This is a genomic window from Rothia mucilaginosa (assembly GCF_049990865.1).
Taxonomy (GTDB): Bacteria; Actinomycetota; Actinomycetes; order Actinomycetales; family Micrococcaceae; genus Rothia; species Rothia mucilaginosa_I.
The window spans coordinates 1,794,630-1,819,628 of the sequence record NZ_CP188231.1; the positions used below are offsets into that span (position 1 = coordinate 1,794,630).

17 protein-coding genes and 1 tRNA gene are annotated in these 24,999 nt (G+C 61.6%); 11 read left to right on the forward strand and 7 right to left on the reverse strand.

Annotation, left to right across the window (positions count from 1 at the left end):
* Positions 1-430: 430 nt before the first annotated feature.
* Together ACP3RB_RS07015 and ACP3RB_RS07020 are read right to left on the reverse strand one after the other, a co-directional pair.
* A complete protein-coding gene (locus tag ACP3RB_RS07015) occupies positions 431-901 on the reverse strand; it encodes an RrF2 family transcriptional regulator (protein ID WP_060823933.1) in 471 nt (156 codons plus the stop codon).
* Between the two features lie 358 nt (positions 902-1,259).
* Positions 1,260-3,110 (reverse strand): phosphoenolpyruvate carboxykinase (GTP), encoded by a 1,851-nt coding sequence (locus ACP3RB_RS07020; RefSeq protein WP_426698888.1) that lies wholly within the window; start codon positions 3,108-3,110, stop codon positions 1,260-1,262.
* A gap of 510 nt (positions 3,111-3,620) precedes the next feature.
* Between ACP3RB_RS07020 and ACP3RB_RS07025 the strand changes: the two genes are divergently transcribed.
* The 5 genes from ACP3RB_RS07025 to ACP3RB_RS07045 all read left to right on the forward strand — a co-directional run bounded on the left by ACP3RB_RS07025 (position 3,621) and on the right by ACP3RB_RS07045 (position 8,456).
* A tRNA-Arg gene (locus tag ACP3RB_RS07025) sits at positions 3,621-3,696 on the forward strand.
* 343 nt (positions 3,697-4,039) lie between these two features.
* Entirely contained in the window at positions 4,040-5,656 is a 1,617-nt protein-coding gene (locus ACP3RB_RS07030) for a DNA repair protein (RefSeq protein ID WP_315342353.1), read from the forward strand.
* Positions 5,656-6,909, forward strand: a complete 1,254-nt coding sequence (locus ACP3RB_RS07035) for a cell wall biosynthesis glycosyltransferase (RefSeq protein ID WP_426698889.1) — start codon at positions 5,656-5,658, stop codon at positions 6,907-6,909. Before ACP3RB_RS07030 ends, ACP3RB_RS07035 begins: the two co-directional genes overlap by 1 nt.
* Before the next feature lie 279 nt (positions 6,910-7,188).
* On the forward strand, positions 7,189-7,509 hold the full coding sequence (locus ACP3RB_RS07040; RefSeq protein ID WP_005507166.1) for a 2Fe-2S iron-sulfur cluster-binding protein: 321 nt from the start codon (positions 7,189-7,191) through the stop codon (positions 7,507-7,509).
* 2 nt (positions 7,510-7,511) lie between these two features.
* A complete protein-coding gene (locus ACP3RB_RS07045) occupies positions 7,512-8,456 on the forward strand; it encodes a DUF4232 domain-containing protein (protein ID WP_426698890.1) in 945 nt (314 codons plus the stop codon).
* A gap of 150 nt (positions 8,457-8,606) precedes the next feature.
* Here ACP3RB_RS07045 and ACP3RB_RS07050 read toward each other — a convergent pair whose 3' ends face one another.
* Positions 8,607-9,194 (reverse strand): malonic semialdehyde reductase, encoded by a 588-nt coding sequence (locus tag ACP3RB_RS07050; protein ID WP_426698891.1) that lies wholly within the window; start codon positions 9,192-9,194, stop codon positions 8,607-8,609.
* A 148-nt stretch (positions 9,195-9,342) separates the two neighbouring features.
* Here ACP3RB_RS07050 and ACP3RB_RS07055 point away from each other — a divergent pair, with 148 nt between their 5' ends.
* Entirely contained in the window at positions 9,343-14,937 is a 5,595-nt protein-coding gene (locus ACP3RB_RS07055) for a DEAD/DEAH box helicase (RefSeq protein WP_426698892.1), read from the forward strand.
* A 261-nt stretch (positions 14,938-15,198) separates the two neighbouring features.
* Here ACP3RB_RS07055 and ACP3RB_RS07060 read toward each other — a convergent pair whose 3' ends face one another.
* Positions 15,199-15,783 (reverse strand): TetR/AcrR family transcriptional regulator, encoded by a 585-nt coding sequence (locus ACP3RB_RS07060; RefSeq protein WP_294641222.1) that lies wholly within the window; start codon positions 15,781-15,783, stop codon positions 15,199-15,201.
* Between the two features lie 573 nt (positions 15,784-16,356).
* Between ACP3RB_RS07060 and ACP3RB_RS07065 the strand changes: the two genes are divergently transcribed.
* From ACP3RB_RS07065 to ACP3RB_RS07085, 5 genes are all read left to right on the forward strand, one after another.
* On the forward strand, positions 16,357-17,547 hold the full coding sequence (locus tag ACP3RB_RS07065) for a pseudouridine synthase (RefSeq protein WP_426698893.1): 1,191 nt from the start codon (positions 16,357-16,359) through the stop codon (positions 17,545-17,547).
* Between the two features lie 163 nt (positions 17,548-17,710).
* The gene (locus ACP3RB_RS07070; RefSeq protein ID WP_426698894.1) at positions 17,711-18,973 is read left to right on the forward strand and encodes a glycoside hydrolase family 76 protein; all 1,263 of its coding nucleotides are present in this window, start codon (positions 17,711-17,713) and stop codon (positions 18,971-18,973) included.
* Positions 18,974-19,128: 155 nt separating this feature from the next.
* Entirely contained in the window at positions 19,129-20,067 is a 939-nt protein-coding gene (locus tag ACP3RB_RS07075; RefSeq protein ID WP_426698895.1) for a Dyp-type peroxidase, read from the forward strand.
* 181 nt (positions 20,068-20,248) lie between these two features.
* On the forward strand, positions 20,249-21,559 hold the full coding sequence (gene tgt / locus ACP3RB_RS07080; protein ID WP_044150805.1) for a tRNA guanosine(34) transglycosylase Tgt: 1,311 nt from the start codon (positions 20,249-20,251) through the stop codon (positions 21,557-21,559).
* Positions 21,560-21,591: 32 nt separating this feature from the next.
* Positions 21,592-22,101 (forward strand): SRPBCC family protein, encoded by a 510-nt coding sequence (locus ACP3RB_RS07085; RefSeq protein ID WP_303980409.1) that lies wholly within the window; start codon positions 21,592-21,594, stop codon positions 22,099-22,101.
* Between the two features lie 135 nt (positions 22,102-22,236).
* Here ACP3RB_RS07085 and ACP3RB_RS07090 read toward each other — a convergent pair whose 3' ends face one another.
* The 3 genes from ACP3RB_RS07090 to ACP3RB_RS07100 form a co-directional block, all read right to left on the reverse strand.
* Positions 22,237-22,956 (reverse strand): hypothetical protein, encoded by a 720-nt coding sequence (locus ACP3RB_RS07090; protein WP_426698896.1) that lies wholly within the window; start codon positions 22,954-22,956, stop codon positions 22,237-22,239.
* 115 nt (positions 22,957-23,071) lie between these two features.
* Positions 23,072-24,190, reverse strand: a complete 1,119-nt coding sequence (locus ACP3RB_RS07095; protein ID WP_426698897.1) for a phosphoglycerol transferase — start codon at positions 24,188-24,190, stop codon at positions 23,072-23,074.
* Positions 24,191-24,301: 111 nt separating this feature from the next.
* Positions 24,302-24,823 (reverse strand): acyl-CoA thioesterase, encoded by a 522-nt coding sequence (locus tag ACP3RB_RS07100; RefSeq protein ID WP_426698898.1) that lies wholly within the window; start codon positions 24,821-24,823, stop codon positions 24,302-24,304.
* Positions 24,824-24,999: the final 176 nt, after the last annotated feature.

Consider the following 24,999-nt stretch of genomic DNA (forward strand, 5'->3'; position numbering starts at 1 on the left):
GAGAGCCGAGCGTCACACTATATATTTTCAGCACTGTTTTTGAGTTCGCCGCGTGACTAGCCCCGGAGTGTGCATAAAAATTCTGGCACGGAAATATATTTACTACGGAAAGTATGCAGTACAGTGCAAAAATGAATATGGTCACATTTTCTGTATTTGAAAAGCAAATTTGCAATATCTTGCATTTCCTGCACATTTTCCGGGTTCATGCAGGTGCCGGCAACCGCGCAGACGGAGTCAAAAATACCCCCGCGATGCCCTTAAAACCCCGCAAGAAACCCTAGAGAATACCCAGCGCGAACCGCCTAGCAACCCCCGCATCAAGCGCAGAAACGCCCAAACTCCGCGTTAAAAACTCTATGGAGCCTCCCACCGGAAAGCTCCACAGGTATCACGTATCTCTTGAATACTTACGACTAGCGCCTTACAACTAGCGGGCAGGCAACGCGTTCTCCGGAGGCCCAAAGCCCAGCTCAACAAACACCGGGCCAACGGGGCGCGCACCGGCAGTCAACTCGCTAATGATCACCGAATCAACCGAAGCATAGAATGCCTCACGCGCCTTCGCCAGCACATTGCGCAGGCGACAGAACTTATCGAGGGGGCAGTGGCCGTTCTCATCCTCGCACTCAATCATGGGGATATCACCCTCAGTAGCGCGAAGAATAGTGCCGACGGTCGCAGAACGACCCGCATCGGAAAGCATGACGCCACCGGCACGACCACGAGTCGAGTCCAGATAACCCATGTTCACGAGGAAAGCTACAGCCTTCGCCACGTGGTTGTAGGGGGTGTCCACACCTTCAGAGATCTTCTGGGTGGAAAGCTTCTGACCGGGCTCCAGAGCAGACAGGAGCATCAGAACGCGGAGCGAGACATCCGAGAATGCTGTCAAACGCATGGATACTCCTTCTCATCTCTCGTGCCGCCACATATCAATACATGCAGCAGTGGATATGCGCAGCTCGTGAAAGCCGTGCGCGTTCAAAAATCTTACATTGGCATTGTATAGGGGCGGCGAGGGGGCAAGAAATTATAACTAGCCGCTTCTGTACCCAAACCACCCCGGCGGGAAGCTTAAAGTATTTCTCAAAAGCAAGTGGACTGCATAGCCTTACACTCACGCCTTTGCGCGAAAACTTATCGTTCCCCCAACTGGTAGAGATTTAAATTTCCCCTCAACGGAAGGAAGGAGCGGAATCTCACCGGGAGATTCCGCTCCTTCAAAGCGCTATACCGTAGGTATTAGCTGGAGTGTCTTAGTCCTCCAGAGCCTTAGCCAAAGCATCGCGCTGCTCGCGAACCTCGGCAGGCAGCTTGTCGCCGAACTTAGCCAGCCACTCATCGATGCCGGGCAGTTCAGCGGCCCATTCTTCCTTCGAGACAGCCAGAGCAGCCTTCAGCTCGTCCTCAGAGATTTCCAGACCGGTCAGGTCCAGGTCTTCCTTGGTGGGAACGGTGCCAAGGAAGGTCTCCTGGCCGCCAGCCTTGCCGTCAAGGCGGTCGAAGATCCACTTCACAACACGAGAGTTCTCGCCGAAGCCGGGCCATGCGAAGCCGCCGTCGGGGGTGCGGCGGAACCAGTTGACGTAGTAGACCTTCGGCATGTTCTCAGCGCCGTGCTTCTTACCCAGGTCCAGCCAGTGCTTGAAGTAGTCACCAGCGTTGTAACCGATGAAGGGCAGCATAGCCATCGGATCGCGGCGAATCACGCCGACAGCGCCCTTAGCAGCCGCAGTGGTCTCAGAGGAGAGGGTAACTGCGCGGAACACGCCCTGCTCCCAGCTCTCGGACTCAGAAACCAGGGGGATGGTGGTCTTGCGGCGACCACCCAGAACGATAGCGCTCAGCGGCACACCCTCGGGGTCGTAGTACTCGGGAGCGAGCATGTCGACCTGGGATGCGGGGGTGCAGAAGCGGGAGTTCGGGTGAGCTGCCGGGCGGCCGGACTCGGGGGTCCAGTCCTTACCGGTCCAGTCGGTCAGGTGTGCGGGAGCCTCGTCGGTCTTGCCTTCCCACCAGACGGAGCCGTCGTCGGTCAGTGCAACGTTGGTGAAGATGGTGTTGCCCTTGGCGATAGCCTTCATAGCGTTCGGGTTGGTGGAGTAGCCGGTGCCCGGTGCCACGCCGAACAGGCCAGCCTCGGGGTTGACCACGCGTGCCTGGTGGTTCTCGTCGAACTCGATCCATGCGATGTCGTCGCCGACCATCTCAGCCTTCCAGCCGTCAATGGTGGGTTCCATCATTGCGAAGTTGGTCTTGCCACATGCGGAGGGGAACGCTGCGGAGATGTAGCGAACCTTGCCCTCGGGGTTGGTGACCTTCAGGATGAGCATGTGCTCTGCCATCCAGCCCTCATCGCGACCGATAACGGATGCGATACGCAGTGCGTAGCACTTCTTACCGAGCAGTGCGTTACCGCCGTAGCCGGAACCGAAGGACCAGATCTCGCGGGTCTCGGGGAACTGGACGATGTACTTCTCGGGGTTGCAGGGCCAGGGAACATCTTCCTGACCGGGCTCCAGGGGTGCACCGACAGAGTGCAGAGCCTTAACGAAGAAGCCGTTGGTCTCGTTCAGCTTGGCAAGAACGTCCTTACCAATGGTTGCCATGATGCGCATGGAGCAGACAACGTATGCGGAGTCGCTGAGCTCAACAGCAATCTTGGGGTTCTTAGCCTTCAGGGAGCCCATGACGAAGGGAATAACGTACATGGTGCGGCCGCGCATGGAGCCCTCGAACAGGCCGGTCAGGGTCTGCTTCATTTCGACGGGGTCGCGCCAGTTGTTGGTCGGGCCTGCGCCTTCTTCAGTCTCGGAGCAGATGAAGGTGCGCTCCTCGACACGTGCAACGTCATCGGGATCGGAGAAAGCTGCGTAAGAGTTCGGGAATTCGTGATCGCTGAGGCGAACAAAGGTACCGGCGTCAACCAGTTCCTGTGCCAGGCGGTCGTATTCTTCCTGGGAGCCATCGACCCAGTAGATGTGTGCGGGCTGGGTCAGGGCCGCAACTTCGCGAACCCAATCCAGAAGGCCCTGGTGGGTAGTGGGTGCACTCTGCAGCTCCTTTTCGAGCTCAGCAGAGAGAGTACGAGTTGAGGTGTCAGCCATTGACGTTTTCCCCTTCAATCGGTGGCCCGGATACTACGTTGATCCGGATAGGTCTGCGGTAACAAAGAAGCAGTTAAACACTACAAGCGTGCAAATAATCGTGAATATGCACGCTTGGACAGTCTCCACTTCCTCGTGATGCTTACAGAATAACGCATTAATGGTCTGCAGAGCTTTCTATGACACCATTTCTTAAGTTCTGCGCATCACATTCTTTGGGCGAGAAGATTTTTTGGAGGATTTTGGGGGTGATTCTGCAGGGTCTAGGCGGATGTTTTGGGCGTCCTTGAGGTAGGTTTCGGGGCAGAGTTCGGGGCGGAACAAAAATATTTTAAAAAAATTTTAGGAGCGCAAAACCCCCGGAATCATGCGGTAAAACGGGGTATTCGAGAGTCTTTTGGAGGGGATTTTAGGCAAATTTCGAGTTTTTCGGCTTGCACACCCTCTGGGACATCCGTATAGTAGTACCTGTTGCCGCGACGGGTTGAAGAAATCCAAAGCGAGGAACATGCGCCTGTAGCTCAACGGATAGAGCATCTGACTACGGATCAGAAGGTTGGGGGTTCGAATCCCTTCGGGCGCACCACCGATCCCCGGTTCTTCGGAACCGGGGATTTTTTGTGCGCCCAGAGATGCGCTCAAAAAGTACCCCACCGAAAGCGCCGAGTACAGCACAAGGCACCGCACTCAGGGCGGACGGCGCGGCACGCAGAAACCACAGCGCATAGAGATACCTATATAGGGGTGCAGCAAGGACGCTCCACCACCTGACGCTGTCCCCGCTGTGTCAAAAAGCGCCCCAACCTGTGAATCCACAGATTTACGCTCCCAGATGACGTGCTCCGGGGCACACCCGCGAAAAAACGCCTAGGATGGAAAGAGGACCCTCCACGCATAGGTTGGAGAGTAAGACAACGCAAAGGAGCACTATGGCACAGCTATCCATTCCGCAGTCCCTGATAGGTGCGCTCATCGATATTGCTGATTTGGGAACACTCGATTACTTCCCGCCCACCGAACGATGCGCCCACTGGTCCCTCTATGACGCGCAACGCCAGGAGCTCCTCTGCCCCTGCGCACCCGCCGCCAACACCACCACAGAAAAGCTCTTTGAGGCCGCGGCAAAGATTCTCTATGAGAATTTCCCCCGATACATCGACTCACCCGAGGAAATTATTCCTTATACTTCCCGCCAGGAACTCGTTGCCGCCCTACGCCGCGGCGATGAGGAACCCAGCAACAGTACGCCTCGTGAAGAGGACCAGAACGACCTGCAGGCGGCCGAAGCTACCGCAGAGTCCACGGCTGAGACTCCCGTTGCAGAGGCTAACGAGGGTGCAGTTAGCGAGGATGCCGCGGTGAGCACAACCGACGCTCCCAAACCCGCAGCGCCGAAGCCTGTAGCGCCGAAGCCCGCGCCTTCTCCCGCACTCTTTGCCGCCCGCGCGGCACAGGCACCCGCTCCGACTCCCAGCCCGGCTCCCAGCGTGCCGGCAGAAGCCCCTGTGGAAGCACCCGCAGAGGCAACAGCAGAAAAGACGGTTCCTGTACCTACCCCCGCCACGGTTGCCCCCGCGGCGCCGAAGCCCGCAGCTCCTACATCTGTAGCACCCAAGCCAGCAGTGCCGACTCCCGGTGCGCCCTCCCCCGGCATGTTCCGCAAGTCCACGCTGACCTACCGCCCGCCGCGTATCGAAGAGTACCTGGAGGGTCTGCGTGTCCGGCAGCAGGTAGCCGAAGAAGCCGCGCAGTCGGCAGCAGCTACCGAGCAGGCACCTGTTGACGAGTTGCCCGTGCTCAGCCAGTCGTTGCCGAGCGCGCCCGTAGCCGAGCCGACCGCTCCAAAGCCTGCCGCGCCGAAACCCGGTGCACCGATGCCTGCCGCGTCCACCCCGAGCGCGCCCGCAGCAGAACCGGTAGCCGCCGCACCTCGCGCCATTACCGCCGAGGACCGCGAACGCAGCTACCGACTGCGCCCGAGCCTGCGCGCCCGCCTCGAACGCGAAAACATCAGCGAAGAACTCGTGCGCACCATCCTGCGCGAAGGTGAAGCCGAACGCATCAACGACTGGACGATTCGCTTCACGCACGACGACTACCGCGTTGACGTGAACACCGCCTCCGCAGAAGTCATCACCGTCATCGACGAATACGATGCCGACTACAACGAGGCGGCACAAACCTCCCTGGCTCAGGGCAAATATAACTCGCTCAACGCCCTGGAACTCGAATTCAGCGAGCGCGCCCGCATCTTCTTGAAGAAGAACCCGCCGTTCGTTTTCGATCTGATGCTTCAGGCGCTGAGCAGCCCCGAAAGCGTGCGCATGGCTGAAGGCTGGACCCGCATCTACGCGGCGCAGGGTCTGGAAATTGCGATTTCACCCGATGAGCGGACCGTTCTGGCTCTGGCGAAGACCCCGGATTTCCATGTTCTGCACGCGGAGAACCTGCGCAAGGCACAGCTGGAAGAGCTCAGTAATACCCTGGCGAAGCAGGCAGAACATCAAGTAGCCCAGGCAGAAAACATCACCGAGGAGGAGAAATAATGTCCGCTAAGCAGATTACCGTTCCTCTTGAGGTGTACGTTCGCCTGCAGGAGCTTGCCTCCCTCGCCGCCTATAGTTACCGCGATGAGCAGGGCACCGAAGAGAGCCCTGCACACGATAAGCCGTGGGATTTGCTCTCCAAGGACGGCGCCTCCCTGCTCGATGAGAACGGCGCGCTCAAGACCGAAGCAGCAGAGCTCTACTTCACCCTCCTACCGCTCATCGCCCAGGAATTCGTGGAGCAGCAGCAGGCACTCGTAGACGCGTACCGTCAGGCACCCAAGCCCGCCGCCGCACGCGCCAAGATTCGCCCCTCCAACCAGCGCCTCATTCCGCTGACCGAGGTGCCGCTGGAGAACCAGCGTATTGCCGCGCGCATCGAGAAGGAATTCTACGGTGACGTGCCGCCGCGCCGCCGCATCTACGGTGTGCTCCCCGGCGTGATGGATTACATGATGCGTCACGGGCTCACCTACGAGCTGCTGCTGGACATCATCGAATCCCCCGCAAGCACCGTGGTTCAAGAAAGCGCGCAGGAGAACCGCTACGGCCGCGAAGTCACCCTCTACACGCATGAAGAGGAAGGCTACCAGGTGGTGCTCAACCCCCTGACCGCCGAAGTGCTCGCGCTACGCCCGCTGCAGGCTCTCGCCGGAGGCTACCAGCTCTCCCCCGAGGCTCAGGCTCAGCTCAAGTCGCTCGGACTGACCGGCGAGTACATTGCCCGCATCCTTGATGAGGCTGAGGACCGCCGCCCGATTCCCGGCAGTAGCCGCACCGTGTACTCACTCAACGGCTACCAGGTGGAGTTCTCGCACTCCGATCAGCAGGTTATTCGTATTAGTCGCGGCACCGCGCCCAGCCGCAACCCCTTCGAATCGCAGCCGAGGATGAGCGGCACGAAGAGGCAGCGCGGCCGCAAGATCCCGCACGATGTGGATGCGTTCGTGCAGCTGTTGCAGGAGCACGGCTTCACCATCACCATGGGCGGTAAGCACTACGATATTCGCCACGAGAAGCTGGCTCCGGGTCAGAAGGCGGTCACCTCCGTGACCCCCTCGGATTCGCAGCGCTGGCACCTGAACTCGGCACGCCAGATCCGCAATACCTTCGGTATCGACCTGCGCTACGCCGATCCGCGCGATAGTGTGCGCGGTATTGTGCGCGGCCCCGGAGGAAGCATCCAGAATGCTAATCACCACAGCGCAGAAAAGCAGGAGGCCGAGAAGGCTACGGAGAAGGAATCAGAGTAGGTCTTCGTCACCGTTAAAGCGCGCCTGCGTGCCGGTTCTTTATACTGCCCCCAGCATGTCTTTGCATCTGGGGGCAGTATTCATATATGCCTATATCCCGCGTTGTCAGGGCAATACGGGGTAGACTGGGGACAATACAGACATGCTATTCAGCATAAAAATTAATATGCGTTCCCGTGATATGCGTGACGGTAGGGTTGGGGATGCGCCACAAAGTACGGTGAATAACAGCCCCTACCTCTACAATAGAAACGCATCACTACAGAAGAAGGAGAACGCATGGGCGTAACGATTAAGGTCACTGACGAAGCAGGCGTAAACTACGACATTCAGTGGGAAGACCACCACACCCTCCTGGAAGCCCTCCAGGCTAACGGCGTGCCGGTCCTCGCAACCTGCGGTGGTAACGCATCCTGCGCTACCTGCCACGGCTTCATCGACCCCGAGCACTTCGAAGCTTCCGGTGAACGCACCGAAGCTGAGCAGGACCTGCTCGACATGGTCGACGATGTCGCCAACGAATACTCTCGCCTGTGCTGCCAGGTCGAGTACGCCCCCGGTATGGACGGAGCAGAAATTCAAATGCAGGCGGCGATGTAATCATGTTTAAATCGGCTCAGGTACTCGCATCAACCACCCTCCTCTGTTGCGTGCTCGCGCTCAGTGGATGCGGCGCGTCCCAGGCCGGTCAGGAAGCTGAAGGCACCTCGGCGCAGCCGAGTGCTTCGGCTTCGGTCAAGCCCGGTACGATTCGAGTAGCCTCCGACGGGGCTACCCCTTCGGTGAGCCCGGGCTCCATTACCGTGGTGAACTCCCCCGATGCGGAGCACCGCGAATCTTCCTCTGAGCACACCGAGTCTTCTTCCCACACCGAGACTCACGAGTCGAAGCAGAACTCTGAGTCTCATTCTTCTGATTCCTCCCGCGAGGGTTCCGATCAGAACAAGTCAGAGGGCTCTGCAGATTCTCAGCAGGATTCCCAGAAGAACTCAGATTCGTCTTCTCACTCGGGTTCCAACTCTTCGGGTCACTCGAACTCCTCCGGCTCTTCGGGTTCGTCGAATTCTTCTAATTCCTCGAACTCCTCGGAGAAGTCCTCTAGCTCCTCTAGCAACACTGTTGCCGAGGGCCCAACCCAGTGCGATCTGGATGATCTGAACATTTCGGTTGCTGTGGGAGAAGGCTCCCCCGGCGCCCGAAACTACACCCTGTACTTCCAGAATTCCTCAAACTCCGCCTGCACCCTGCGCGGCTACCCGCGGGTGGTGCATGCGGGTCCTTCGGGAACCTGGGTGGGTCGCGAGGCTTCCACCTCCGATGAGTACATGAACTCTGCGGGCGTGACCCTCAACCCCGGTGATAGCACCACCGCGATACTGCGTTCGGTGTACCCGGCACGCTTCGGTGATGATTGCGGTAGCCGCCCGGTTCAGGGCTTCCTGGTGGGTCTTCCCTCGGGTTCCGGCGGCGTAATTGTTCCGCTGGATACGACCGCGTGTTCCTCGTCTGTTCCGCAGCTGTCGGTGGGTCAGTTTGGTGCCCGCTAAAGTAGCGTTGCAGATGTGAATACTCTGGCGCCTCTTGTGGACCTATAGTTCACTTGTGCACCTATAGTTCAAGGGCGGTTCCCCGTGATGGGGAACCGCCCTTGAACTATTTTTAAGCCTAGTGTTTAGCGATGCCGTATCCGCGTGCTCTTAGAGGGAGCGGGTGACGTCCTCATGGCTGAAGCGTGCACCGCGCGGGTATGCGGGAGCCTCGCCGTGGCCGAGGTTGACGACCAGGAAGGGGATCTCTGCGTTGTCCGCGAAGAATTCCTTCTTGATGCCGGCGAAGTCTGCGCCGGTCATGGGGCCGGCGTCCAGGCCGAGGGCACGGATTGCGGTGATGAAGTAGCCTGCCTGCAGGTGGGCGCTCAGCTCAGCGGCGGGGGTGGCAAGCTCCTCGGTGGTGTAGTAGCTCTTGATGAAGCCGGCTGCGTTGGGGTTGAAGGTGTCAGCGTGCTCTACCCAGTTTGCGTCCGCGGAGAGAATCGCGGTCACCGGTGCCGCCTGAGTCTTTGCCTTGTTGCCGTCTGCCATGTGTGCGACGAGGCGCTCGCGTGCCTCAGGGCTCTTGACCCAGGTGATGCGCAGGGGCTGGCTGTTGAAGGCGGTGGGGCCGTAGAAGGTCAGCTCCTGGATGCGGCGCAGCTGCTCGTCGGTGACGGGCTCCTCGGTGAAGGAGGAGACGGTGCGCGGCTCGTGGAAGAGGTTGATGAGCTGTTCGTCGTTCAGGCGGGTCATGGTGAGGCTCCTTTGGGTTGTTCTCTCAGTCGATTACTTTACATGTAAAACATTACATGTTCTGTAGAAACCCTGTCAAGCACATCTTCCTCCCCCAGCCCCCAACAATTCAAGAGGCGCACACCATAAACCCCGCCATAATAGATACATGACCGACGCACTCTCCCACTTCTCCACCCCCGTACGCGACTGGTTCCGCGCCACCTTCAGCGCACCCACCGCCGCCCAAGAAGGCGCCTGGGAGAGCATCCGCAACGGCAACAACACCCTCATCATCGCCCCCACCGGCTCCGGCAAAACCCTCGCCGCCTTCCTCTGGGCACTCGACGCCCTGCACCGCGAACACGAAGCCGGAACCGCAGGCGGCACGCGCATCCTCTACATCTCACCCCTCAAAGCACTCGGCGCCGACGTCGAACGCAACCTGCGCGCACCGCTGACCGGAATCACCCGCCTAAGCGGAAACAACGCGACCGAACCGACCATCAGCGTGGGCGTGCGCAGCGGCGACACCCCCGCACGCGAACGCCGCCAACTCATCAGCAACCCGCCCGACATTCTCATCACCACCCCCGAATCCCTCTACCTCATGCTCACCAGCGCCGCCCGCAACACCCTCGCGGGCGTGACCACCGTAATCGTGGACGAGATTCACAACCTCGCCGCCACCAAACGCGGCGCACACCTGGCGGTCTCCCTCGAACGCCTCGACGCGCTCCTCGAAAAGCCCGCACAGCGCATTGGCCTCTCCGCAACCGTCGAAAACCCGGAGGCGGTCGCCCGGTTCCTCGGCGGCATTCAGCCGGTGACCATCATGAGCCGGCCGGTCGCCAAAGAATGGGACCTGCGCCTGAGCGTGCCCGTACCCGATATGGCGGCACTCGGAGGCGCCAACGACTACGGGCAGGGACTTTACGCCCCCTCGGAGGTGCCGGGCGGCGGGGGCTCAGCTTCTGCCGGTTCGCCGCAGGGCACGGCACAGCCTGCCTCCAGTGCCGTAAATACCCCGGCGAACGCGCCCTACACCCTCGAAGATGCCATTGGTGTGTTCCCCGGACAGGAAACCGAACTAGAAACCCGACAGGAAACCAGCCAAGAAACCGGGCAGGCACACCCGGCGCAACAGGGCGATAACGCCGCGCCTAAAAATACACTCACAATCCCGGAAGATGCATTGCGAGACGCCCCCGATAGAGAGCGTCCCGAGACTTCCATCTGGCCGCGTGTGCAGGAGCGCATCGTCGACCATATTGAGAACAACCGTTCTACGATTGTTTTCGTTAACTCACGTGGACTAGCGGAAAAGCTCACCGCGGCGCTCAACGATATTCACCTGCGCCGCGTCCTCGCGAAGCAGGGAATCGACCCCGAAGACTACGCGGCAGGCATCTGCGACATCACCGAAGTGCCGCCGCTCGCCCGCGCGCACCACGGCTCCGTATCCAAGGAACAGCGCACCCTCATCGAGGAGGCGCTCAAGGGCGGAACCCTGCGCTGCGTGGTTGCCACCAGCTCCCTGGAACTGGGCATCGACATGGGCCACGTGGACCTCGTAATTCAGGTGTCAGCCCCTCCCTCGGTCGCCTCCGCACTGCAGCGCGTGGGTCGCGCCGGACACCGCGTGGGCGAAATTTCGCGCGGATTCTTCTACCCCAAGCACCGCGGCGACCTGCTCGGTGCAACAGTCACCCTCGCCGGAATGCGCAGTGGAACCCTCGAGCCGCTCACCATCCCCACCAACCCCCTGGACGTACTCGCGCAACAGACCGTCGCCGCCTGCGCGTTGGGCCCCATCAGCGTGGACTCCTGGTACGAGGCGCTACGCCGCAGCGCACCCTACGCCGAACTACCGCGCGCCCTCTTCGACTCCGTGCTCGAAATGCTTGCCGGACGCTACCCCTCCGACGAGTTCGCCGAACTGCGCCCGCGCATCATCTGGGACCGCACCCCCACCGAGGAGGCGCCCTCCGGCAGTATTGAGGGTCGCCCGGGTGCGCAGCGCCTCGCCGTCACCAGCGGCGGCACGATTCCCGACCGCGGGCTCTTCCCCGTCTACCTGGTCAGTGGCGATGAGGAGCGCGGCCCCAAGCGTGTGGGTGAGCTCGACGAGGAGATGGTGTACGAATCCCGCGCTGGCGAGGTCATTACCCTCGGCGCGAGCAGTTGGCGCATTGAAGAAATTACGCACGACGCGGTGCGGGTCTCCCCCGCACCCGGCCAGCCCGCGCGCCTGCCCTTCTGGCACGGCGACCGCATGGGTCGCCCCTACGCCCTGGGTGTGCAGACGGGTGCGTTCACGCGCGCCCTCTCCAGCCTGGATGCCACCGATAGCGCCGCCGCCCGCCAGCAGCTCGAACAGCTCGGACTGGACACCTGGGCGGTCGATAACCTGCTCGCCTACCTGCGTGAGCAGCGCGAATCCACCGGGGCGGTCCCCTCCGACACCCGCATGATTGTGGAGCGGCACCGCGACGAACTGGGCGATTGGCGTGTGGTCCTGCACTCGCCGCTCGGCTACGGGGTGCACGCACCCTGGGCGCTGGCGGTGCGCGCCCGCATTGAGGAGCGGTACGGGGTGGACGCCTCCGTCATGGCGAGCGATGACGGCCTGATTCTGCGCCTGCCCGCCATGGAGGATGTGCCGCCCGGCGCTGACCTGTTCCTCTTCGACCCGGACGAGCTGGAGGCGATTGTCACCGAACGCGTGGGCGATTCGGCGCTTTTTGCGTCTCGGTTCCGTGAGAATGCGGCGCGTGCTCTGCTGTTGCCGCGCCGTGATCCGGGTAAGCGCACCCCGCTGTGGCAGCAGCGTCAGCGTGCGGCGCAGCTGCTGGATGTGGCGCGTAAGTACCCTGATTTTCCGGTGCTTTTGGAGACGGCGCGCGAGTGCCTGCAGGATGTGTACGATGTTCCGGCTCTGGTTCAGATGCACCGTTCGTTGCAGTCTCGGGCGGTGTCCATGCTGGAGGTTGAGACGAACGACCCTTCGCCTTTTGCGCGCACTCTGCTCTTTGAGTACGTTGCCGAGCACCTCTACGACGGCGATGCGCCCGCCGCCGAACGCCGCGCCGCCGCGCTGTCGCTGGACCCGGCACTGCTGGCTGAGTTGCTGGGTTCGAGCGGTCTGCGTGATCTGCTGGATCCGGCGGTTCTAGTGCAGACTCAGCAGCGTCTGCAGCGCACGGGTGAGCGTTACCGTGCCTGCGGTGTGGAGGGTGTGGCGGATCTTTTGCGTCAGCTGGGCCCGTTGAGCGCGCGGGAGTTGAGTCTGCGCTTGCGGGCTGACACCGCGCAGACTGCGGCACACGATGTTGAGGATTTCGGCGCGGGAGATTTTGGCGGCGCCGAGGACTCTGAAAACAAGGACTCTGAACACTACGGCGAGGGTTCCGGCGCGCACGCCAGCACGGCTGAGGCTCACGCCCTGGCGGAGGAGCTGGTGCGCTCACGCCGCGCGTTCTCGTTCATGGGAGCCGCCGATGGTTCCGCCGAGCCGCAACTGTACTATGCGATGGTTGAGGATGCCGCACGCCTGCGCGATGGACTGGGCATTATGCCCGCCACGGCGCTTCCTACTGCCCTCCTGGAGCCGGTCGCGGAGCCTTTAGAGGATTTGGTTTCTCGCTATGCGCGCACCCATATTCCCTTTACGGCGCAGCAGGCGGCGGAGCATTTTTCGCGTCTGACCCCGGTGGGTGTGGGCGTGCTGACTCCGGTGTTGCAGCGTCTTCAGCAGCAGCGCCGCCTAAGCTCTGGAGAGTTCCTGCCCGAGGTGCTGCGCGCCTCCGGAGCGGTCGGTGTTGAGTGGGTGGATGCGCAGGTTTTGCGCACGATTCGTGCCCGTTCTCTGGCGGCGTTGCGTGAGGAGATTGAGCCGGTATCGGCGCAGGTCTATGGCGTTTTCCTGCCCTCATGGCAGAACGTTCGTTCTTTATCTGTGCGGGTTGCGCAGACCCTGCCGGAGGCGAGCGCCTACGGTGCGTTCATGCCCTCCCGCCGCGCCGCCACGGTGGTGGGTGAGAGGGTGGCACCCCTCGACACAGCGACATTCAACCCGGCGACACCCAACCCGATGGCAGAAAACGGCGCAGAAAACGGCACCACCCATGCGAGCCAGGACTCCGCCTCCTCCACGGAGGATCTGCTCACCGCCATCGACCAGCTGGCGGGTGTGCGCGTACCGGCTTCCGCGCTGGAGACGCTGATTCTTCCGGCGCGCGTACCCGGCTACCAGCCGCACATGCTGGACGAACTCATGGCCAGCGGCAGGGTATTCTTCACCGGCGCCGGCCAGCTCGGCAGCGGTAGCGCGCAGAAGTCTGACGGCTGGATTCGCCTGCATTTGAGCGAGAGTTCTTCGCTGACCTTGGGCGAGGACTACCCGGAGCAGCTGGTGCGCGCGGAGAACCCGGAGCTCTGGGAGGCGCTACAAACCCCGGGCACGCTCGAGCACGCCATCTATGAGGCGCTGGCTCACGGCGGCCTGTTCGTGCCGGCACTGCGTGAGCGGGTGGCGCAGCTGATGAGCGCGGCGGCGCCTTCTGGTCAGGTGGTGACTTTCCCGGATGCGGCGGAGGTTTCGGCGGCGCTGTGGCGCCTGGTGTGGGCCGGTGCGGTGACGAACGATAGTTTCGCGCCGGTTCGGGCGATGCTTGCCGGTGTCCGTAGTGCGCATCCGACCCCGGCTGCCCCCGCGCGTCTGTCGCGGGTGGGTCGCCGCGGTGCGGGTCGTATTGCGGCGGCGCGCGCCTCCATGGGTAACGGCATGGCGGGCGGTTACAGTGCTGACAACTACAGTGCTGACAGCTATAGTTCCAGCGGCTACTCTGCCCCTGCCGCCGGGCGGGGCTTGCGTTCCCTTCGTGGTAATTCCCTCCGCGGCGGGCTCCATACCGCCCCCACTATTGCCCCGCAGGATAGCGGCCGCTTCTCGCGCGTGGACACGCTGTTGCAGGAGCCGGTGGAGGCGACGGTTGCGGCGCTCGCACGCGCCGATCTGCTGCTGGACCGCTACGGTGTGCTGACTCGCGGGTGCCTGCAGGTGGAGGATTCTGCCGGCGGGTTCTCACAGCTGTACCGGATTTATTCGGCGGCTGAGGATCGTGCGCTGGTGCGTCGCGGCTACTTTATTGAGGGTTTGGGTGCGGCGCAATTTGCCGCCCCCGCGACCGTGGATTTGCTGCGTTCTACCGCCGATAACCTCAGTATTCCCGCAGGTCCGCAGGGGTTCGGTGCGAGCGCCTACACCCCGCAGCGCACCGATACGGAACAGGTGTACGGCACGTTCACGGTGACGCTATTGGCGGCGACCGACCCGGCGAACCCGTACGGTGCGGCGCTGAGCTGGCCCGCGATTCCGTCCTTTGCGGGCGAGGGTGTGGGAGTGGTCAAGCACCGCCCGGCACGCAAGGCGGGCGCCTGCGTGGTGCTGGTGGACGGCGCCCCGGTGCTGTACGTGGAGCGCGGCGCGAAGACCCTGCTGGCTTTCACCACCGACCCGGTACTTCTGGAGGCGGCGGCCCCCGCCCTGGCGCGCCTGGTGTCCGCCGGTGGTGCGGAGAAGATTTCGGTGGAGAAGGTCAACGATGTGGAGCTCTTGAGCACCCATACGCTGGGCACCCACACGCTGAGTCCCTCCACCGGCGAGGCTGTGGAGCATCCGGTGGAGGCGCTGCGTGCCGCACTGCAGGCACAGGGTTTCTACGCGACGGTTCGTGGCCTGTCGCTGCGCCGCTCCATTTAACGCAAGCAGATCATCAAGCTTAGCCTCAGGTTAAATCATTTCCTCAACCTCAACCTGAGCATCATAATGCCCCGCACCCTCACGGAAGGGGGTACGGGGCATTATGTTTCCCTACTCACGAACCGGGTGGTGTTCCCGGAGTCCGCCACGTCGCAAGCGGCGCGACGGAGGAATAACCGCCCGGATGTCCACGTCGCCTTTGCCGTGGAGCACATAACCAAACATCGGAGCGGGAAGTCCTACGTTGACCTGTTGGGGCGGTTAGTAGCCGCCGGTGAGGGTGTCCACGGCACCCAGGCACAGGTCGATAGCTTCTTCGAGCCCGAGCCCGCGGGAGCGAACGGTGCGCTGATCGCGGGGGTTGAGCTGCACGACGTGCAGGGCGAAGTAGTCGACGAGCTGCAACCAGCCTCCGAGGATGACGCGGGTGCGATCATTAATCGGCATGCCGGTGCGTTCAAGCATCCATTCGAGGTAGTCGGTGGGATTGTTCGGGAAGTCCTCCCCACCGGGGGTGGGGACACCGGCTACGACGAGGAAGTAGGTGCGCAACGCCCTGCGGAGTGCTTCCTCGGGGTTTTCGTGGTGCTCGCCGAGCGCTTCGAGGACTGCGTTGGCTTCGCGTCGGGTGACGGCTGCCGCCAGGGAGTCCTTGCCGGGGAAGTAGTGGTAGAGCAGGGCGCGGGTAATGCCTGCATCGCGGGCGATAGCGCTCATGGAGGCGCCGAGTACGCCGCGTCGAGCGAAATGTTCTGCAGCAATTTTCAGAATTTGCTCTTCGCGTTCGTGCGGTTCCATGCGCAGGGCACCGGTACGAGGCTCCGCATTCTTTTGTGAATGTTCCATAACCTCTCCTATCGCATTTTCCGGTGCTTTGGAATTGTCTGATTGCACCGCCGTAATTGGGGGTGTTCCTTTACTCTCTGCACCCTTGCGCTGTTTCTGTCCCATTTCGACCCCTTCGTTCGAAATATCGAACTTCTGTGTCTTAATCGTACCGCTTTAAGGCTACTTTCAGCCTTTATTAAGGCGTTTATGACGTAGGATGCCCAGGTTAGCAGGTATTTATTTGCTTCACATCTTTTATACTTAGAAAAACCACAGGGGCTAAATTGAGGGTTATTAGTTTCTGATTTGACAGAATTTTCGAAAATACCGCACTTAAACGCTGTTTTTTGTAAAATCAATGCAGTTTTTTTAAATTAAATGTCCAATAATTTCAAAAATTTGTGAAGTTTTCGTTTTTTGTTCCACGTATTCACACAAACATTCATGAGTGTCAGACAAAACTGCATTCCGCAGCCCGAAACCCAACCCCGCGGCAATATTTCTGACCACCTCATCGGTAGGCAGTCCGGCTCAGCTTACCTCGGTCCCCGCCCCGCTCAGGTGATAGGGTTCAGGCGGTAGAGTAGAGCCATGCCCGCACAGAACACCGCACGCCCGCATTCCAGCTCACTGCCCAACTCTCAGTCCAGCTCACTGCCCAACTCTCAGCCCGATACGCAGCAGGGAATGCAGTCCGGCGCCGCCTATCAGGCGAAGCCGGCACGCCGCACGCATCGCCGCCTACTGACCCCTCCGCTGGCTCAGAAGAACGGTATCGACCCGATTCAGCTGATCCTGCCGCTTGTGGAGGAGCTCCCCGCCGAGCTCACCCCGAACAACACCGTCCCGGCAACCATTGCGGACTACCTGATTGCGCGTTTCTACCCGAACGACCCGCAGATTATTCACGCCCGCTTCAACACCGGCGAGGTGCGCCTGGACGACGGCACGATTCTGACCAGCGATAGCCCGTATATGCCGGGCGAGCGCATCTGGTACTTCCGTGAGCTTGCCGATGAGCCGCAGCTACCCTCCGATATGCCGGTGCTCTACGAGGATGAGCACGTGCTGGCGATTGATAAGCCGCATTTTCTGCCGACCACACCGCGCGGCTCCTATATTGCGCAGACCGCGCTGACCAAGCTGCGGGTGCGTGAGCAGAACCCGCTGCTGATTCCGATTCACCGCCTGGATCGCCCGACCGCGGGCGTGCTGCTCTTTGCTAAGACTGTGGAGGCGCGCCGCCCCTTCCAAATGATGTTTCAGCATCGTCAGGTGTCGAAGACCTACCGCGCCGTGGCACCGGTTCCCGCCGACCCTGCCGCCACCGAGCAGGCGTTGAGCGCTGAGGGGCTGCAGGTGCGTTCGCATATTCAGAAGATTCGTGATCAGCTGCAGGTTCAGCAACTATCTGAGCAAGAATGTGCGGCGCAGGGTGTGGAGCCGAATACGCTGACGACCGTGAAGATTCTGCGAACTTTCACTCCGAGTGCGCAGGCGGTTGAGGGGTGGGGAGCCGAGCCTACGCTGAACAAAAAACAAGAATGGGCGCTCTATGATTTGGCACCCCACACCGGCAAGACCCACCAATTGCGGGCGCACCTGAACCTTTTGGGTTCCCCCATTCTGGGCGATGTTCTCTACCCGCGGGTGCTACCCGACGCCCCAGACCGCCCCGAGTACCCGCTGCAGCTGCTGGCGTACAGCCTGCACTTTGAGCACCCCATCACCGGCGAGCGGGTGGACCTGTACAGCGGGCGTTCGCTGACTGCCGCCGCCTAACCGGTTTTTGAGTGGCGTTCACCCCGTTCCCTGCGGTGCATCTTCTCGGCGGGCTCTCAAAAAGGGATCACACCCGAGAGCCCGCCCACAGCATCCGGGCGCTCAGAGGGCAAAAAGTGGGATAATTTCAGACGTAATACTTCACCGCAACTACAGAGGGTCCATGAATTCCCAGCCGTCTTCCCACAACGAGCAGTCTCTGGAGTCGATTAGCGAGTACGCCCAGCGCACCTCCTCGCACGCCGCTGCCGCAGCCGTCAGCGTCACCGACACCTTCGTGCACCGCATCCTCGGCGTGCCCGGCGCCCTCATCGGTTCGGTACAGGTGCCGGATCCGCGCCCGCTGAGCCAGCGCCTGAACGTTTGGCATTACTGGTGGCAGGCGCACCTGCTGGACTGCATGATTGATGCCGGTCAGCGTCACCTGCGCGAGGGCGATATTACTGCCGCCCAGGAAGAGCTGCACCGCGCCCGCGCGCTGTTGCGCGGCATTAACGTGCGTAATTACGGCCGCTTCGCGAACGATTATTTTGACGATATGGCGTGGCTGACCCTCGCGGTGGGCCGCATGAACTCCTTCTGTATTGAGCTGACCGGCGCTAATGACGTTGCCGCTCAGGATGCTGGCGCGGCTCTCTTCGAGCAGCTGGCAAAGGGTATTTCCCCGGTGGGTGGCATGAGTTGGCGCAAGTCCAAGCGTGATTTTGTGAATGCTGCGGCAACCGCGCCGACCGCTCTGGCCTATGTGCGTGCGGGCGACCCGAAAACTGCCGCCGCGCTCATGGACTGGATGAACGAAACCCTCTGGGATGCAGAACGTTCGCTCTATATTGACGGCGTGAACGTGCGCGGCGACGAGTACGAATACGAACGCAGCGAATTCACCTACAACCAGGGAACCGCCCTGGGCGCCCTACTGAGCCTCGCCGCATCCGGTGTGCCCTGCGAGGTGGACCCCGCAGAACGCGCCGAGCGCCTCATCGTCGGCATCGTCAAGCACATGACCGAAGAGGTGGAATTCCTCTCCGGTGCGCGCCGCCGCATCCTCATCTCGCACGGCAACGGCGACGGCGGCCTGTTCACCGGCATTCTCGTGCGCTACCTGGGCATGGCGGCATCCTCACCGCTGCTCAGCGATGAGGCGCGAGCACTCGCCTCGACCCTGGTGTACTCGACCGCACGCGCCCTGTGGGAGGGCCGCCGCGAGTTCGACCCCAACCTGCCGATGAACGAGTACGGCATTGACCCGAATGAGATTCGCGGTAAGGCGCTCGTGCAGTTCTCCCCGCGGTTCACCGAGCCGATGAGCAAGGTTGTGAAGCCCGGTGCGCCGGTGGAGCTGTCCACCCAGGTGCAGGCGTGGACTATTTTCGAGACGGCGGCACGCCTGGCGCATGCCCGTGACCTCGCCGCCCATGGTTTCTAAAGCACGGCTTCTAAAACCCTATTATTCTTTGCCCCAGCCCTCATCTTCTCCGTCCAGTGCTGAAGGTTAGGGCCAATGCAGAAGATCAGGGCTAGTGCAGAAGGTTAGGGCTAGATTCATTGCAGGGGTGTGCACACGGGCGTACGGTGGATTTTATGCTTGCTTCAGAATCACAACAGGTCACTGCCAGCCCGAACGCTAACACCATTTTCATGGTCTGGAAGTTCAAGGAAGGCATCTCGCAGGATGCGCTCGTTGAGGGGTTCCAGAACCTCTGCGGGCTCGTCATTAACCTCAACCACACCGCCGCGAACCGCTACTCCCCCGAGAATGCCAATATTGTGCTGGGTATCAGCCACAGCGCGTGGCTGACCCTGGATCTGCCCAAGCCTCTGCCGCAGGAGCTCGTGGAGTTTGAGGAGATTAAGGGCCCCAAACACACCGCGGTGTCCACTCCCGGCGATCTGCACTTCCACATCCGCGCGACCCAGCCGTCCGTCGCCTACGATATGGCGTCCGCTATTACTGCGGCTCTGCGCGATATTGCTGAGGTGCTGGAGGAGGTGCACGGCTTCCGCTACTGGGACGGCCGCTCCATCATCGGTTTTGTGGACGGCACCGAGAACCCGCAGACCCCCGCGGCACGCGAATACTTCGGCCTCATCGGCGACGATGACCCCGCGTACAAGGGCGGCAGCTACCAGTTCGTGCAGAAGTACATCCACGACATGACCGCGTGGAACGCCCTGCCCGTCTCCGAGCAGGAGAAGGTTATTGGCCGCTCCAAGCACGACGACATCGAGATGAGCGAGGACGAGAAGCCCGCCAACTCGCACTCCGCTCTTGCCAATATCGGTGACGACTTCAAGGTTATTCGCGACAACATGCCCTTCGGCACCGTGGGTAACAACGAGCTGGGCACCTACTTCATCTGCTACGCCAGCACCTTCTCGACCGTTCGGAAGATGCTCATGAACATGTTCATGGGAGTGGATGGCGCCAACTACGACCGTCTGCTGGATTTCAGCACCGCGGTGACCGGCACCCTCTTCTTCGTGCCGACCGTGGATATGCTCGGCGACTTCGCCGGCTAACTACACCGGCTAACTTCGCCGACTAGGGCTAGCTAAACCCAGCTACCCTGCCTATACCCCAGTCTGGCTGTGCCCCAACCTGACAGTACCCGCGAAAACCCCGCCTCCGGCAAGAGAGGCGGGGTTTTCCGGTAGGCTAGGGTGTAGACATTCAGACGGAAAGCAAACAATCGAGAGAAGAATGAGCGTTCTAGATAACTCTTTCCCCACCGAGGACTTTGGCTTCACCATCACCAGCCGCCTGGCGGACACCGCCTCCCCCAGCGCTGAACGTGTAGAAGCCAACGGCGGACAGTTCCGCGGACGCACCGGTGTCATCACCACCCCGCACGGACAAATCCAGACCCCCGCCTTCACCCCCGTGGGCACCAAGGCAACCGTCAAGGCGGTCCTGCCCGAATCCATGAAGGAGCTCGGCGCTCAGGCTCTGCTCTCCAACGCCTACCACCTGTATCTGCAGCCCGGCCCCGAAATCCTCGACGCGGCAGGCGGCCTGGGTGCCTTCATGAACTGGGACGGCCCGACCTTTACCGACTCCGGCGGCTTCCAGGTCATGAGCCTGGGCTCCGGCTTCAAGAAGGTAATCGACATGGGTACCGTCGCGGACGCTAAGGGCGCCGACGGCCGCCCCCTCGGTGACGACGACGTGGCAAAGGGCAAGGAACGCCTCGCCCACATTGACGACGACGGCGTGAACTTCAAGTCGCATATTGACGGCTCGATCCACCGCTTCACCCCCGAGGTGTCCATGCAGGTTCAGCACCAGATCGGTGCCGACGTCATGTTCGCCTTCGACGAGCTGACCACCCTCTACAACTCCCGCGGCTACCAGGAGGAGGCGCTCGAACGCACCCGCCTGTGGGCGCTGCGCTGCATCGCTGAGCACCAGCGCCTGACCGCTGAGCGCGTGGGCAAGCCCTACCAGGCACTGTTCGGCGTCATTCAGGGTGCACAGTACGAGGACCTGCGCCGCAAGGCATGCCAGGACCTCGGTTCCATGCCCTTCGACGGCTTCGGTATCGGCGGTGCGCTTGAGAAGGAAAACCTCGGCACCATCGTGCGCTGGTGCGCCGAAGAGCTGCCCGAATCCAAGCCCCGCCACCTGCTCGGCATCTCCGAACCCGACGACATCTTCGTCGGCATCGAAAACGGTGTAGACACCTTCGATTGCGTCTCCCCCACCCGCGTGGCACGCAACGCCGCCGTCTACTCCCCCACCGGCCGCTACAACATCACCAACGCGCGCTTCAAGGCGGACTTCTCGCCCATCTACGAGGGCTGCGATTGCTACACCTGCACCCACTACACCCGCGCCTACCTGCGTCACCTGTTCAAGGCGGACGAGCGTCTGGCGGCGACCCTCGCATCCATCCACAATGAGCGTTTCATCGTGCGCATGGTGGACGACGCTCGCGAAGCCATCAAGGACGGCACCTACTTCGAGTACCGTGATGAGTTCCTCGGCAACTACTACTCCGGCAAGAAGCCCTAAACCCGCTCTTCAACCCGTTTAAGGAGAACCCTATGAGCATCACTCATGTTCCCGATGAGGAGCTTCTCGTCTTCGACCACGAGATCGCGGCCCCGGTCGAGGACGTCTTCGGCGCCTATCTGGACCCCGAACTGCTGGTCCGCTGGTACGGCCCCGCAGGCTGGCATGTGCGCCCCACCGACGTTGTCGTGGAGCCAGTAGTCGGCGGCCTGCAGCGCCTGTCCATGATTAACGAGGTTGACCCCTCGGTGTCCTGCATTCTGCAGAGCCGCTTTTTGAGCATTGAGCCGTTCAAGGAGCTCGAATACGCCGAGCAGCTGCCCGACCACCTGGGCAACCCCGGTAGCGTGCTGGTGTACCAGCGTCACCGTTTCTTCCCCGAAACCGTGATTACCGCCGACGGCGTGGGATCCGGTACCCGCATCGTCATTGAGATTGGTCCCATGCCCGCCTCGGTCCACGAGGAGGTGCGCACCACCTGGCGTTCGACCTTCGCCCGCCTGGATGACGTGCTCGCCGCCCGTGCACGCGGAGAGCTCTAAAACCCGCCGCGCAGCACTCGCCGCCGCGCCAGCGGCCTGAGGTAGCTTCGAAACACACAAGCGCCGCGTTGACGAATGACTCGTCAACGCGGCGCTTGTGTTTAAGACCTGTGCCTGTGGAGTGTGAGCCGTGAACTAGTTGGTCAGCTTCACGGTAATGACGGTGCTGCCACCATCCAGGGACACGCACTCGGGGGTCGCACGATCCGCGCCGTCACCCGGCTTCCAGTAGCAGCGCGCCGACATGACGGTACGCTCACCATTCGCCTTATCGGTCACCTCGGCGGGGTTCTGCACCACAAACTGGCGGATCAGCTCACGCGCAAACAGGCAATCCACCGCGCCGGAGGTCACCTGAACCGTAGCGTTGTGCTTCAGGTAGCCGGTAGCGTCCATGCTGCCGCAGCTACCGCCCGCAGACTGAACATCCGAGCTGGACAGGCTCGCAGTGCTCGACGCCTTCGCCACAGCGCTCGCCGAAGTATTCGCCTTAGCCGATGCGGAGGCGCTCGCCGCCGCGCTCGCCTGCACGGTCGCCGTGGGGCTTGCGGTGGTGATGGTTCCGGGGCTCACAGTAGCAGCCGCGGTGGAGGTGTGAACAGTACCGGCAGTCGGGGTGCTTTCAGTGACCGTTACGGTGCGGGTGGGGCTGGCGCTTGCCTTCGCGCTCGTAGCGCTCGGGCTGGGGGTTGCGGTGGCGCTCGGGGAGGCGGCGGTAGTGGCGCCTCCGGAGCATGCTGACAGCGCCAGCAGGAGCGTCGCACCCAATGCTACGGGGCTGTAGCGCTGAGCGGTGCGGAGCGTAGAACGAGCCTGGGTAGAAGTCTGGGTAGAGTGCTTCTGTGCCGGATGCATGGTGACCTTTCTGCGTCATTGGTTCGGGTTCCTCAACAGTATTCTAAAGACGCTACCTGTGAGCTAGCTATACGGCATCTTAGGACCCTGCAGGGTGACCCCTCCTCTAGAGCGCTTAGCCTTCGTGCCTGCCACGCACCAGAATAGTGTGCCCGTTTCCGTCATGGCAGCTAATCGAGCCAGTCTCAATCTCGCCGAAGCAGGTCAGCTGATTACCGTCAGCAGCGGGCACAGTCACCACATCCCAGGTGTGCATCATCTTCGTGTTTGCGGTGTTGGTTTCCGCGTGCAGAGCCGAGGACTCATTCACGGTATTCACCTCGCTGGCGCCGGTCAGGAAGTTCATGCGAGTCACCTCCACCGGACCGGCAAAAGTACGACCGACCGCACCGTTACCGTCACCGGTCTGCTCGCCGGTGCGGCGCTCGCACACCAGGGTTCCGTCCGCGGGGTTCAGCTCGCAGAGGGTGCGCTCATCGTCGCTCTTGAAACGGTAGTAGCCGGCACCGGAATCGTAGTAGGAGGGCTCCATGAGGAAGGGAATCGGGGGAGCGTCCGGGTTTTCCAGACGAGCCACAAAGGCGACATCCTCACCGATAGTGCACTCGGGGGCGCCGCGATCCTCGCGACGGTTCTCAGCCATCGCGTACTGCGGGTTCCAGTAGCAGGTGGCGTCCTGAACCTTCGCAACCTGGTGCTCGGTCAGGTTGTCGTCGGCACGCGGGGTGGTGATGTACTCGGTCAGCACGTCCAGGGCGTGGGCGCAGTCCACGGTACCGCGCAGCACCATGATTTCCGCACCGGTCTTCAGGTAGCCCTTGCGTCCGATGTGTCCGCAGCGCTCGCCGGCGGAGGCGCGTTCAACCTCCACCTTTTCGGGCGCGCGGGGAGTCTCAGCGGCGGTAGGGTTCGCGGCAGAGGTTGCCTTCGCTTCAGCGGGTGCGGAGGATTCAGATGCCTTCGCCTCGGCGCTCTCTGCGGGGGCTGACACCTGGGTCTCGGTGACGGTCGGCTCGGTCTTCTTCGTCGGTGACGGGGACGCGGTGGAGGAAGGGAGCGGGTATTGCGAGTGGTTAGCCGTGTTGGAGGGGCTGGGGCTCGACGAAGAGTTTTCGCTCTGAGAACCGCCAAAGCAGCCGGTCAGGGCGAGGAGCAGGGCGGCGGCGCATCCGGTGGCGCGCATCGTGCGGCGACCCCAATCGGCGGGGTCTGCCTGAGTGTGGTGAAACGACATCGTTATCTCTCCCGGGAATGAACCTTTTGCACCCTTTGCAGAAGGTATTTAAAGCATACGCTTGACCCCGTTCAAGACCGGTTTATTACAGCGGAGCGCCGGTATCTACCCCTACTTCTGCGGCAGGTAGGAGCTCAGCAGATCACGCTGCTCGGGGGTCAGTCGAGTCAGTCGCCCCGCAACCGAGTCCCAGAACGCCAGCACGGTAAAGGCACGCACGCATTCACGATGGTCCACCGGGGAGAGAATCGAGTAGCCAATACGCACGGATGCGGCGCTGACCTTCTCCACGCTCAAGCGCACCGGCACGGGCTCGCCGGTGTAGGGCAGCTGAGCCAGGTAGCGGATGCCGTGCTCGGCAATGAGCGCCTGCACGCCCTCGGCAACCAGGTCGAACAGCGGAATCGGAGGCTGCGGTGCCACGGTCGGCTTCTGCCCGGAGGACGGCGGTGGGCCGAAGAGCGCTACACGGGCTTCTTCCATGACCGAGAGGATAGCAACGTTGTTGACGTGCCCGTAGGCGTCCATATCACCCCAGCGGGCGGGCACGTGCACCAGCAGTTCGGTGGTACCGGCCTCAGAGACGGTGGTCTGTTCGGGGGTGTTTTCGCGGTTCTTTTCGTGGTTTTGCATGGTTTTAACTCTACTCGCCCCGCACCACGAGTCGGCCATTCACACAGGTTCGCAACATAAAACAAATGAACACATTATCTAGGATTAATGCTCTAAAAATATGTTCAGAAATTAAAGCGATGAGGCTCGAAAGCTACGATGCTTTCGAGCCTCATCCAACACACAGACATTTGAAC